Raw genomic sequence first — 12,528 nt, forward strand, 5'->3', positions numbered from 1 at the left:
CCTCTGTCAGTTTCCGAGAGCGGTGGTCCCCAGACGGACCGGATTTTTGTCGTTGCCTTCGTCGCAGTCATGCAGGGTCGCGGGTGGATAGCTGTTTCTTAAGCCCGCCAGCAGGTTCACCACCACCCAGAGCCGGTAGGAGACCTCCGGGTAATGCTGGTAGCGCTCCTTCAAAAGCGCCTTGATGGCGACGTCCGTGCCGGGCTGGAAGGTGATGCCGTCCGCCCCCCCCGGAAGGGTGACGGTGAAGTCGGGGACGGTGGGGGGATTTCCGGCGGCCGCCGCGGTTTCCAGGGCGGCGTGGAACTGGGTGCCGCAGTCGGCCAGGATGATGACGGCGTACTGCTCGAGCTTTTGGGGAGCCGAGGCCGGATCGGCGGCCGATTTCAACTCGCGGGCAAGGAGAGCGGTCACCTCCTCGACCGGATGCTCCTCCGTCCAGTCGATGGCCGCGTTGGCCTCCAGCCACCGTTGCCAGGCGTCCTCGAAGCGCTCGAACTGCCAGCCGTGCAGGACGATGTCGTGGAAGTGGGCGGTCATGAGCGCCTGGACGTCGCCCCAGAGCGGCGTAAGCTCCGTGGTGCAGGTGAGGGAGGCCGGATCGGGGGCGGCGGCGAAGAGGGCGGAAAGCGCCGCGTCGAGGGCAGACGGCGTGAAGTAGGTAAGGGTCTTGTCCGCGTACCAGGCGCTGAAGAGCTCGCTGAAGGCCTGGTAGACGGCCTGGGCGCAGGCGCAGGCATCCGCCTCGGCGGGGGGATCGCCTCCCGAGGTCTTTCCCTTCTCGACGAGCAGCCGGGCAAGCTCCAGGATCACCGGGTCGCAGTGGTCCGCGATGAACCCCTCGTTGCCGACCCAGCAGATCTTGGGGAGGAGGTGGGAGGGGGTCTCCTGCCGGATGGTGCGGTCGGCGAAGCCGCGGGCCTCCATGACCGTGTTGAAGGGGGCGCTCCAGCCGGGCATCACGAAGGTGAGCCGGAAGGAGTAGGGATCCTCCTCGCCGCAGGTAGCACAGGTTCCCTCCACGCAGGCGGGGAAGAGGGCGTCGCCGAAGAACTTGGGCCTCAGCAGCAGGTGCTCGACCACGATCAGCCGCTCCGCCGCGCTCCACCCCAAAAGCTCGTCCTCCAGCGCCTGCGCCTGGTCGTAGGTGGCGAAGTCCCCCGGATGGTCGGCCAGGGGATTTCCCCCCGCGTCCTTCACCGAGAGGCGGAAGATGGCGCCGATCTGGTCGATCCGGTAGGCGTCCGCCCGCACCAGCTGCCTGAGAAGCTGGTCATAGGCGAGGCGGATCACGCCGTCTGCCGTGGCCGAGGTCACCGTCAGGTTCCCCTCGAGGAGCAGCCCGCCGCTACGCTCCCTGAGCCGGAAGCTCACGCCGTAGTTGTTCCCCCCGAGGCTCGTGACCGTCCAGGAGAGGGTGAGGTCGGGGTAGCCGAGAAGCAGGCTCACCCTCTTCTTGATCCCCGGGATGTTCAGCTGCGGGTCGGCCAGCGGGGTCCGGTAATCGAAGGCCTTGCCCCGGTCGTGGCTTATCTGCGGGTAGGCGCCGATGAAGGCGATCTTGTCGGCGATCAGGCGGTCGAGCGCCACCTTGCGCCCGTCGAGGCCCGTCAAAAGGAGCGCGTAGTCGTTGAACTGCTCCCCGAAGCGGGCCAGGACGTGGTCGAGGAAGCGGTTACGGCGCTCCTGGAACTCGGTCGGGGTCTCGGCCAGCCCCTGGAGTTTCGCGAGCGTCAGCCCGTTGTTGAGGGCGTTGTACCCCTGGATGAGCTCCTCGCTGAGCTCCTGCACGAAGTAGCTGGCGGTCACCGTGGGGTCGAGGGAGAAGAGGTCGCCGGTGTGGGCGATCTGGGCCAGGAAGTCGGCCAGGATCTGCTCGAAGACCAGCAGGTACCCTTTCAACTGTTTCGCCTGGCCGCGCCTTTTGGCGTCGGCGTCGGTGGGGAGCCCGTCCTTGCCGATGCCGTAGGTGAGAGGGAAGGAGTACTGCACCGGGAAGTAATCCTCCACCTCCCGGAAGGTCCCGAGCGGGATCGGGAGGTCCTTGGGGGCGCTCTTCACCTTGGGGCGCTCGGCGGCGCCGCGGAGCTGGGTCAGAGTGTCGAGCGCCTCGTCCATCCGCGGGAGGAAGGGGAGCCCCCCCTTGGTGAAGAAGAAGCGGGAGGCGTTCAGGTAGAGCCGCGGCTGGTGCTGCGGCGAGACGAAGAGAAGCCACGAGGCGGAACTCTTCCCCGGGTCGAATACCGGCTTCCCCGCCACCCAGCTCGGGTCGGCGGCGCCACTCACCGGGTTTCCCTCGGAGTCGTACTGGGTGAGCTGCAGGTGGTTGACCGCCACCACCCCGTCGATGTCCATCAGGAGGTCGATGATGTCCGAGACCCTGAGCACCGTCTTGAGGGTGGCCGCCTCCAGGTCTTCCTGGCGGATGAAGCCGTTTTCCAGCTCGGGGCCGTCGAAGATCTCCTCCACCGGTTCCCCGGCGTCGAGGAGCTCCTGCATCGAGTAGAAGGGGACCGGCGGGTTGAAGTAGCGGTCGATCTCGAACCAGATGCGCGCCTGCACGAGCTCGATGTCGGCGTCGGGAGTGAGCTCCACGTCGGCGCAGACCGCCACCTCCTCGATCCCCACGATCCTCACCCGGCAGTAATCCTCGTCCAGGTTCCGGTGGGCCTGGAGCGAATCCTTGGCGCTCTCCACCGCGGCTTTCTTCTCCTTCTCCTTTTTGCGGTAGCGCTGGATGAAGCCGTCCGCCCCCTTATCCTCCAAAAGCTTCTTGAGCCCCGCCGCGGTGGCCGCACCCCGCGAGGCGTTGTCACCCAAAAGGCGCAACCCGGCGTTCTCGATGGGATTCTCCTCCCCCCCTGGCTGCAGCTTCACCGTGAAGCTCACGTAGAAGACGCTTCGCCAGTGGGTCCGGACGAAGAGGTCGCGGGCGGGGTCGTCGAGGTTGGGATCGCTGAAGATGTCGTACCCCTTCACCGTGCTGAAGCTCGTCACCGTCAGGTCGAACGACTGGCCGTTGGCGTTGTCGAAGGCGTCTTGGCTGGCCAGGAAGAGCTCCCAGAGGGGACGGTCGGTGAGCGACTCGTCGGGGAAGCGGAGCTCGTAGGTGGTGGTGTGGATCCCGCCCGCGTCGTGGAGGACCGTGGTGGCGACGATCTTCCGGTCGTTGAGATCCCCCAGGTGCGGGTCCTCCTCCAGTTCGAGGAGCGCCTCGTACATGCCGAGCGCCCAGACCGTCTTGGGGGCGATGTTGGAGAGCGGGGGCCAGAAGGCGACCCTGAGGGAGTCGGGCTGGCACCAGGCGTAGAAGGTCACGTCGCATGCGCACTTCTTGCAGAAGATCCAGGCGTTACGCACCAGCTCCAGGTCGATCAAGAGGCGGCGGAAGTCGTCCGGGGTGGCCGGGTTGACGGTCAGGATCTCCCGCGCGGTGAAGAAGGGCTGGTTGGGGTACGGGTGGCTCCGGTCGGTGGCCGGGGTCTTCGGGGTCAGGAGGTCCTTCATGTCCCACCCGATCCGGTAGGCCAGGTCGGTGATCGCGTAGCAGAGCGCCTCCAGGATGGTGATCCCCGGGTCGTGCTCGTTGTAGTCAGTCCAAAGCCGGCTCCCCATCTCTTCGATGAAGCCGATCCCTCCCAGGCGGAGGCGGTAGAAATCCTCGGCGGGAGTCAGCACCGGGTCTTTCGGTATGGTCGGGGACAGGTCGCTCATGGCAGGCTCGGGCAGATCTCGCCGGGGGCTTGGTCCCCGGCCGGGTTGAGTACCGCGATGTCGTGGGAGGCGGCGGAGACCAGGATGGATACCGCCTTGGAGCCGGAGAGATCGTCACCCTCCTCGACCCGGTCGGCGCCGTTTTCGTCCTGGAAACTGTGGAAGAGGAGGAAATCGGTCAGGTAGTCGACGTAGGGGAGCTCCTCGATGAAGTCGATCAGCACAGCCTTGTAGACCTTGCCGCCGAAGGTGGGGCTCCCGCCGCCGCTGAAGGCCCAGGGGGAGAGGAAGCGGGTGACCTCCTCCTGGAGCTTTTGGGTGAAGAAACTCTGGTCGTAGCCGGGGTAGAAGCGGACCTTGCAGCTCACCTTCACCTCCTCGAACTGCGGGTTCCTGACGTGGAGGGTGACGAAGCAGGAGAGGCGGCTCTCAAGGAAGGTGGCGATGTCGTCGAGAAGCCCCAGGCTCGTGTACGGCTTCAGCGGGTCGCGCAGGCTCGGGTAGCGGAGGTTCGGGATGGTCACCACGGTGACGTGCCCGGGAGCCAGCTCGCGGTAGGTCCCCCCCCCGCTGTCGCTCGGGTCGTACTGGGTGTGGTTCAGGCACTTGACCTTGTAGACCTGGGGGAAAGCCTCCAGCACCAGGTGCTCGTAGTCCCAGAGGTCGATGGCGCGGTCCTTGTGGCGAAGCCTCTCCGAGATGCGGGTGTAGAAGTCGGCCGGGAGCTCCTTGCCGCGACCGCCGAAGGAGGGGAAGGGCTGGGAGATCTGCTTCACGTCGGCGTCGGGCTGGTCCAGCTTGGTGATGGTCCCCGCGGGGAGCACCTTGGCCGGGAAGGCGGGATCGTTGCCGTGGTCCTGGAAGGTGGCCTGCAGCGCCTGGGCGTCTACCGCGACCAGCCGGCAGACCGCGTCGCTCTTGGTGGCCACCGCGGCGCGGACCCAGTGCTGGCCGGCGGGGAGGAGCGTGTTGTCGCTCGTGGCGTCCCGCGGGACGGAGAAGGTGACGATCCCCGACCTAAGGAGCTCGCCGGTCGCGTCCTGCACCTCGTCGCTCGTGAAGCCGATCCATTCGTTGCCGCGCAGGTAGCTCCACTGGATATGCGGGTGCGGCTTGACCGACAGGGGATCGGCGGTGCCGTCGGCGACCTCGAAGAGGAGCGAGAGGTTCTGCGGCGGCACCAGGCCGGTGATCCCCACGTAGCATTCCCCCTCGTGCCGGACCGGGTCCCCCTTGGGGAGGCTCTCGTCGAGCTCGTTTCGGTGCTTGAGCTGCGGCAGGAGGTAGATGGCCGTGTCGAGGATGGGATGGCCTGCGGCGGCCGAGGATTTGAGGACGGGATGCTGCTCGGCATAGCCGAAGGGGGCTAGGTGGAAGAAGTAGCCGGTGCGGCTTTCGAAGGCCGTCGGGTCGGAGCTGTCGAGCGCTATGGAGTGGACCGCGCTGTAATCGAGGGTCAGCCGGGTGGCGACCGGGGCGACCGGCGGCGTCGGCTTGGCGAGATCGTCGGTGGTGCTCGTGTTGGTGACACTGACGATGTAGGCGACCAGGTCGTTCTGGAAGTCCGCCTGGCCGAAGTCGGCATCGAGCTTCAAGCGGGCGAAGCCGAAGCGGGATGGGGTGCCGTACGGCTCCGGTGCCGAGAGGTCGGGGAGGTCGACGAAGGGGGCGCCGCCCGAGCTCGCCGGCGTGCCGAGGAAAGAGGATTCGGTAACCGAAGGGGTGTCGCCGTTGTAGGTATGCCACTCACCGCCCTGGAGGAACTCGCCGGTCACCGTGACACTCTTCCCATTGTAGGGGGCCGGGGTCGCCTGCCACTCGACGTTCAAGGTCGCCCAGGAGAACTCCTTCTGGAAGAGCTCCTTGCAGCCCACCACCAGGGAGCTGTTCTGGACCGGCGAGGGGCCGAAGGGCTGGAACGGCTTCGAGGTGTCGACCGGCCCGAAGTCGTTGGAGACGGTGAGCGTCTTGATCCCCAAAACGTCGACCTCGATGTCGATGCTGGAGATCTGCATATCCTGAAGGAGCGGGTAGAAGTACTTCGCCCCCCGGTGCTTCAGCTTGACCAGCAGGATCGGGAGGCCGGTGGCGAAGTTGTAGCCGTGGGTGTCCGGCGAGTACGGTACCACCGGCGGATCCGCCCCGGTCAGCAGGATCTGCAGGATGAGGTTACTCGCATCGTTGGCGAAGATGGCCGAGCCGGAGGGGACGGTGATCCACCCTTTCGGGCCGGTGAAGGAGCAGAGCAGGTCTTCGCTGTGGTCGTCGGGAAATGCCGCCGCGCCCGCGCCGGCGAAGACCAGGGTCACTATCCTGGTCCCCTCGGCCATCAGGAGATAGTGGGAGGCGATGGCGAAGCCGAGGTCCGCGTCCGGCATCTTGATGTCCACCAGCTTGCCGTTCAGGTAGCGCTTGTTGTTGAACGGGTTCCAGGAGTGGTCCTTGGAGGTCAGCTCCGCGCCCACCCCGTCGTCCGAGTTGGCCGCCGGGGAGGCGAAGATCCGGTCCTGGTCGAGATCGGCGGGAGTCAGGGTGGTGACCGGCTCGGCGCTGTGGCGGTAGACGCTCTTTAGGGAGGTGACCTTTCCCTGGTTGGCGACGAAGTCGGCGTCGTTGGCGAAGAAGGCGTCGGTGCCCAGGTCATCCTTCCCCGCGGTGAAGAGCTCCCCGGGGGGGAATTCACGGACCGTCGCCTGCTTGGCAAGCTCCACCACGAGGTGGGCGTGTCCCGGCTGCGGTGGCTTCTCCTTGAGCTGCAGGATCTCCCGGTAGTAGAAGTCGAGGTGGCGGGCGGTCAGGTTGCTGGCCACCTTTCTCGCCTCCTCGAGGAGCCGGAGGAAGGCGAGGAAGAGGGCGTAGTGGGGCTGGTGGCCGGGGTAGTTGACGAGCGTGTCCTGGAGGGCGGCGCCGGCGTCGTTGACCAGGCGGGCGTAGGTCTTGAGGAACTGGTCGAGGACCGAGGTGAAGAGGTTATGGGTGGCGATGTGGTTGATCCGCTCGAGCTCGGTTGCCCCCGAGCCGAAGACCGAGGCGTCGGCGGGGACGGCGGCCGTGTAGGCGTTCCAGTCGGACGAGGCGTCGGTGATCCAATCCTTGGAGAGCCCGCCGGTGAAGATCTGGCTGAAGGGGGCGGTGGTGGAGCCGAGGATGGTGAGGTCCGGCTGCACGGAGGCGATGAGCGAGTTCGGGGCCGCGGCGAGGTCCGCCTTGTAGTAGCCGATCAGCCGCTGAAAACCGGGGGCGAGCTGCGACTGGATGACGTTCTGCAAAGAGGCGCGGAAGGCGTTATCGGGAGGAAGCGAATCCTTGAGGAGGTCGAGCTGTCTCGCCACCGTGGCGGCGATACTGAAGAGAAAGCCGAGGTACTCTTTCGCCTGGTTCAGGTCCGAGGCGGGCTCCAGGTTCTTGAGGAAGTCGAGGTACCCCTTCACGGTGGCGCGGTAGAGGTCGACGTCCTGGATGGCGGCCACCGCCAGCTGGACCGAGAGATCCGTAGAGAAGAACGGCTTCCAGGACCCGGCGGCGGTATCGTCCAGGTTGAAGAAGTTGAGGAGGTCCGCGTAGGCCTGGGCGAACACGATCCGGTTCGCGACTCCGTGCTCGTCCACCGGCGCGAAGTCCGGGGAGAGGGCGGGGAGCATGCGCTGGTCCCGGTTGGTACCCTCGCGCACCAGGATGAGCGGATCCCTGTTTTGGCTGCAATCACTCGGAGAGCCCATAGCGTCCTTTGCTAACTGGTATCGTCACCCTTTCGATCTACCCTGCGCTCCCTCACTCTGCTCTTAGGCCGAAGGCCCTGCTCTTGATATACCCTCGCCCCTTTAGGGGAGAGGGTGGCCGAAGGCCGGGTGAGGGTGGTTTTTGGTGGCTGTAAAAACCTTCCCTCACCCCTGCCCCTCTCCCCCAGTGGGGGCGAGGGGATACGGACAGCTGCTTCCTGAAGAAGGGTGCGTTTAGCCATTCTCCGGCAGCACCTTTACCGTCACCGGGAGGTTCAGGTCCGTCCCTTCCTGCTTGTAGTAGGGGAAGACGAAGTTGTAGCGGGTGTTGGTCGAGATGATGCGGTAAGTCACCTCGATCAGCACCACCCCCTCCAGCTCCCGTGAATCGTCCAGCGTCACCCCTTCCAGCTCGATGCGCGGCTCGAAGTAGACGATGGAGGTTTCGATCTTGTCCGTGATGAGCGTCTTGGTGCGGGTGTCGAGGCTCTCGAAGATCAGCTCGTCGAGGTTGCAGCCGTACTCCGGCGCCATGATCCTTTCCCCCTGCGCGGTAGTCAGCAGGATCTCCAGGCTGGAGGCGACGTCGCTCTCCTGTTCCAGCATCTGGACGCCGGCCGTCTTGTCGTCGAAGGTGGGGGGGAAGGACCATCCCTTGCCGAGGAAATCGAGATTGATCACGTCACCCTCCGATCAGCACCGTGAGAGCCCCCGGCGGCATGATCACCCCGCCCGCCGCCGTAGGGTCCGCCACCCGTGCCGCCGGCATCCCGCCGATCAGCACCGTCGTCGATCCCATGAGGATGGCGTCCGCCCCGCAGGAATCCCCGACCCGTGCCGCCGGCATCCCCCCGATCAGCACCGTCGGCGCCCCCGGCGGAATAATCGGCGTCGGCACCCCGAGCGTCGCCGAGCTCACGATCATGTCAGTTACCCGCGCGGCAGGAAGCATATACGGTCTCCTTAAAAATCTTCCCTCACCCGGCCTTCGGCCACCCTCTCCCCCAGCGGGGGCGAGGGGATACTGTACGTCATACCCTCGCCCCTTTAGGAGAGAGGGTGCCCGGAGGGCGGGTGAGGGCGGTTTTCCCTTTCCACCGCCGTCCTCCAGATCTGTTCAAGTACCTCAGTCGTTTCCTTCAGTACCTCATGATTCCAGAATCGAAGAATCAAGATCCCTTTCTCATTCAGCAGCCAGCTGCGCACCCGGTCCTTCCTTGCTTTCTCTTCCTCATTGTGCTGGCCGCCGTCGACCTCGATTGCGAAAGCCGCCTTCGCGCAGTAGTAGTCGATGATTGCTTCCCCGACCGTATGTTGCCGTCTGAACTTGAAGCCATCCAGCTGTCGGTTTCTCAGAAGGAGCCAAAGGAGTTGTTCCGCGTCTGTCTGGTGTGACCTGAGGTCGCGGGCAAAGGAAAGGAGCTTTTCTGGAATCGTTCTCCGTCTCACCAGGGCCTCCTTTGAAACCTTCCCTCACCCGGTCTTCGGCCACCCTCTCCCCCAATGGGGGCGAGGGGATATAGCAAGGACTGGTTTAGATATCCCTCGCCTGAGGCGAGGACTTGTTAGTCATCCCCTCGCCAGAGGCGAGGACTGTTAGTTACCCTCGCCCCTTTAGGGGAGAGGGTGGCCGAAGGCCGGGTGAGGGCGGTCTTCAGTGGCCAACCTAAAACCTTCCCTCACCCCTGCCCCTCTCCCCCAGTGGGGGCGAGGGGTGTGGACGTTAAATCAATTTATCTGCACCAGCCCCCCTTGGATGACGGTGGTGGCGCTCCCTTTGACGGTGGTGCTGGCTCCGGAGACTTCGGCGGTGGCGCTGCCGGCGGCCTTGAAGCCGGTCTGCGCCTTCAGATCCAGATTCATCCCCTCCACCTTGATGTCCTTCCCCGCTTTGAGCTTCAGATCCTTGGCGCTCTCGATGGTGATGCCGCTGTCATCCATGGTGATCTTGTTCCCGTTCTGATCCTGGAGAATGATCCCCTTGTCCTGGTCCGACAGCGTCACCTTGTTCCCCTTCGGCGTCTCCAGCTGGATGATCTTCTTGTCGTCGTCAAAGGTGAGCTTCAACTTCTCCCGGCTGACGTACCCCTTCCGGTGGTTGTTGTCATCCGGCGGCTCCGGCGACGGTTTCGCGCTGCTGTTCGCCCCTCCCAGCACCACCGGAAAGCGCGGATCGTTGTAGAGAAAGCCGACGATCACTTCGTCATGAATCTCCGGCCTGAAGAAGGTGCCGCGGTTCTTCCCCGCGTCCAGGGTTGCGATCCGCGCCCAGATCCCGTCGTCCTTCTTGTGGATCACCGGCACCCTGACCTTGATCCGGTCCTCGCCATCGGGATCCCCCTTGAGCGCGGTGACCACCCCCACCTGCAGCCCGCTCATTCCCGGGACCAGCCCGGCCGCCGGTACCGGCCTCAGGTTGTAGGTGGCGGCAAAAATGTCGGGATCGAGCCCGAGCTGGACGTCGGTCTCCCAGTTGCCGTTGGTCACCGTCTGCCGCACCCCCGAGACGTACAGCTTTCCCTGGAAGCGGTCGCCGATCCCGGTCACCTCGATGATGTTCCCCGGATCGACCTTGGCGAACCCCTGGAATCTGGCCCTCCCCCTGACCTTGGCCAGCCGCTCCTTCAGAAGCCGCCCGTCCGCCCATGCCTGCAGCTCCGGCTGGGTCAGGTGGCCCCCGTGCGGCATCTGGTGCGGATCGCCCCCGATGACATCCGCCAGCGTCCCCGTGGAGAGGTTCCCCGCCGCCGGAGTGGCCGGTTCCTTGGCGTCCACATCCACCATCGCCTGCCCGGCCTGGTCCCAGGTCAGCGCCTTGATCCCCTTGCTCTGCCTCCGGGCGTCGATCTCGGCATCGAGCTCCAGAAGTGTCGTGCCGTAGTGGACGGTAACCACCGGCGCGGCCCCCGTGGCCGGAGGGGCGACGGTGATCTTGCCGTCCTTCACCATCACCACGTGACCGTTGGCCTCGGCCCGGCAGAGGATGAAATCCCAGTCGGTCGAGTTGAACTGGGTCACCTCCTTCAGGGCCGGCTTGGTCTGGGTCACATCCTTTTTCAGGGAGTACGGCTTGATGATCTCCTCGATGATGTCGCTGTCCTTTTTCCCCGCGAAGTACCGGCTCTTGGCCCCGCAGGTCATCTTCACTGCGGGATCCCGGCACTCCACCATCAGCACGGTCCCGGCCTTTCTCACCTTGATGCTGTGCTTGACGATGATCCCGGAAAAGACGGTGTCGTTGGACGAGCGGTAGCCGAGCTTGATCTCCACCTTCTTGCCGGGGATGAAGAGGGTGCCGTTACTCACCTCGAAGGTGGCTTTCGACGCCTCGCCGTCCCGCAACTGGATGGTGGCGGTCGGGATCCGGTTGAGCTCGTTGGTGGTGACCACCGAAAGGACGTGCAGCTCGCCCGGGATCTGGGTCCCTTCCACCAGGACCGCGATGGTGCAGACGTCCGGCGTGGCGGGAGTCGGTATGGTGGAGTTATTGCTCACGCGGTCGTCCCCGGTTTGTCAAAGGGGGGAAAGGCCAGGTCCATTCCCGGCGTTAGCTCCCGGAAGTCGTCGAGCCCGTTCACCCTCGCCACCGCCAGGTAGTACTTGGCGTCTCCGTAAATGCGGAAGCACATGAGCGGCAGGTTGTCCCCTTTCTTCACCTTCCGGATGTGGGTCAGGTCCGCCGACCGGTTCTTCTCCTTCTGCGCCCGCTTCTTCTCCTCCACGCTCTTCTTGAACTTGGCCCGGGCGACCGTCCGGATCGGCTTCCCGTCGGGATTGAAGAGCTTGTGGGTGATGCTCAGCTCGATGGCCCTCCCCTTGAAGATGAGGTCCCCCCAGACGAGCTTCAGGTGGTAGGGCTCGTGCGAGCTCCCCTGGTAGCCGGTCAGCATGTCCTTGAAATGCTTGACGTCGTCGGAGACACCGTCGGGATTGGCCTTGCCGTCGATGATGCCGGTGTTGTCGAACAGGAACTCGAAGGTGAGCTCCTCGGGGAGGGTGTACTCGAACTTCACCTGGGCGCCGCTGGTTCCCTGCCCCTGGCCGTCCGCGGTCTTGACCTTGTACTCGAGGGTGTAGCTCTCGGGATTGATCAGCGCCTCGAACTTGTCCTTGGCGTCGTTTGTCCCGCCGGTCTCGGCCGACTTGGAATCCTCGAAGGCGAGGATCAGCATCTTTTCGAGGTTGCCCTTGGCCATCAGCGCTCCATCTTGTTCTCGAGGATCTGCAGCACCTGCTCGACGCACTCGGCGATGATGCACTCCTTGTCGTAACCTGCGGCCGGGGCCGCGGTGGCGGCACCGGTACCGCCACCGGCTGACCCGGCCCCCGAGGTCACCGCCACCCGGATATGAAGTTCCTTTATCTCCAGCGGCATCGCCGACTCCTCCTGTTAGCTTTTGCTGCCTAAGAGAACACCTACTCAGATATACCCTCGCCCCTTTAGGGGAGAGGCGAAGGCCTACTCAAGATTCCCTCGCCCCTTTAGGGGAGAGGGTGGCCGGAGGCCGGGTGAGGGCGGTTTCTCGCTTCTGAAAATCTGCCCTCACCCCTGCCCCTCTCCCCCAGTGGGGGCGAGGAGATAATGGATTGCTGCCCCTCTCCCCCAGTGGGGGCGAGGGGATAATGGATTGCTGCCCCTCGCCCTGTCCCCTCACTCCATCGTGAAGTACCGGTACGACAGCTCCAGCGTCTCGATCACCACCGCGCTCTCGTTGGCGTTCAAGTCGCTTGCCTGCCATTTCCGCGGGACCGCGTGCACCACCTTCCAGACCTTGAGCGGCTCGCTCTTTTCGTTCATGAGCGTCACCGTCACGTCGGCCGGCTCGAAGTCGCGGTCGCGGAAGGCCCGCAGGCACCACTTCACCACGTCCGAGTCGGTCAGCATCCCGCGCTTAAGGACGAGGTCGGAGTACTTGGTGCGGACGGGGAGCTTGTGGGAGAAGCGGTTCTCGCCCCCCTCCTTGAACTCCTCCATGTCGTACTCGACCGCCAGCCCGCTGACCGTCTGGAAACGGACGTCGTCCTTGTTCTTGCTGATCCCGAAGGCCACCCGGAAGTAGAAGCCCCACGGCGGATAGTAGTCGGTCATGGCGCC

The 12,528-nt window shown here is 64.9% G+C and carries 9 protein-coding genes; all 9 read right to left on the bottom strand.

Annotation, left to right across the window (positions count from 1 at the left end; translation table 11 throughout):
• Positions 1–6: 6 nt before the first annotated feature.
• Entirely contained in the window at positions 7–3,714 is a 3,708-nt protein-coding gene (locus ACYVL5_RS09010) for a hypothetical protein (protein ID WP_460595231.1), read from the bottom strand.
• Complete coding sequence (locus tag ACYVL5_RS09015; RefSeq protein WP_460595232.1) at positions 3,711–7,433, bottom strand: baseplate J/gp47 family protein; 3,723 nt, start codon at positions 7,431–7,433, stop codon at positions 3,711–3,713. The genes ACYVL5_RS09010 and ACYVL5_RS09015 overlap by 4 nt, the downstream gene beginning before the upstream one ends.
• 234 nt (positions 7,434–7,667) lie before the next feature.
• Entirely contained in the window at positions 7,668–8,114 is a 447-nt protein-coding gene (locus tag ACYVL5_RS09020) for a GPW/gp25 family protein (protein WP_460595233.1), read from the bottom strand.
• A gap of 1 nt (position 8,115) precedes the next feature.
• Complete coding sequence (locus ACYVL5_RS09025) at positions 8,116–8,385, bottom strand: PAAR domain-containing protein (RefSeq protein ID WP_460595234.1); 270 nt, start codon at positions 8,383–8,385, stop codon at positions 8,116–8,118.
• A gap of 95 nt (positions 8,386–8,480) precedes the next feature.
• Positions 8,481–8,882, bottom strand: a complete 402-nt coding sequence (locus ACYVL5_RS09030; protein WP_460595235.1) for an endonuclease domain-containing protein — start codon at positions 8,880–8,882, stop codon at positions 8,481–8,483.
• A 279-nt stretch (positions 8,883–9,161) separates the two neighbouring features.
• Entirely contained in the window at positions 9,162–10,928 is a 1,767-nt protein-coding gene (gene vgrG, locus ACYVL5_RS09035; protein WP_460595236.1) for a type VI secretion system Vgr family protein, read from the bottom strand.
• Positions 10,925–11,629, bottom strand: a complete 705-nt coding sequence (locus tag ACYVL5_RS09040) for a CIS tube protein (protein WP_460595237.1) — start codon at positions 11,627–11,629, stop codon at positions 10,925–10,927. Before ACYVL5_RS09040 ends, vgrG begins: the two co-directional genes overlap by 4 nt.
• Complete coding sequence (locus tag ACYVL5_RS09045; protein WP_460595238.1) at positions 11,629–11,808, bottom strand: DUF5908 family protein; 180 nt, start codon at positions 11,806–11,808, stop codon at positions 11,629–11,631. Before ACYVL5_RS09045 ends, ACYVL5_RS09040 begins: the two co-directional genes overlap by 1 nt.
• A 276-nt stretch (positions 11,809–12,084) precedes the next feature.
• Positions 12,085–12,522 carry a phage tail protein gene (locus tag ACYVL5_RS09050; RefSeq protein WP_460595239.1) on the bottom strand — a complete coding sequence of 146 codons (438 nt, stop codon included), beginning with the start codon at positions 12,520–12,522 and terminating at the stop codon, positions 12,085–12,087.
• Between the last annotated feature and the right edge of the window lie 6 nt (positions 12,523–12,528).

The sequence above is a fragment of the Geomonas sp. Red276 genome, from assembly GCF_054784495.1.

Excerpts from the sequence above, each read along its gene's own strand:
- ACYVL5_RS09010 (WP_460595231.1), bottom strand. The coding sequence starts at position 3,714 with ATGAGCGACCTGTCCCCGACCATACCGAAAGACCCGGTGCTGACTCCC.
- ACYVL5_RS09015 (WP_460595232.1), bottom strand. The coding sequence starts at position 7,433 with ATGGGCTCTCCGAGTGATTGCAGCCAAAACAGGGATCCGCTCATCCTG.
- ACYVL5_RS09025 (WP_460595234.1), bottom strand. The coding sequence starts at position 8,385 with ATGCTTCCTGCCGCGCGGGTAACTGACATGATCGTGAGCTCGGCGACG.
- ACYVL5_RS09040 (WP_460595237.1), bottom strand. The coding sequence starts at position 11,629 with ATGGCCAAGGGCAACCTCGAAAAGATGCTGATCCTCGCCTTCGAGGAT.
- ACYVL5_RS09045 (WP_460595238.1), bottom strand. The coding sequence starts at position 11,808 with ATGCCGCTGGAGATAAAGGAACTTCATATCCGGGTGGCGGTGACCTCG.
- ACYVL5_RS09050 (WP_460595239.1), bottom strand. The coding sequence starts at position 12,522 with ATGACCGACTACTATCCGCCGTGGGGCTTCTACTTCCGGGTGGCCTTC.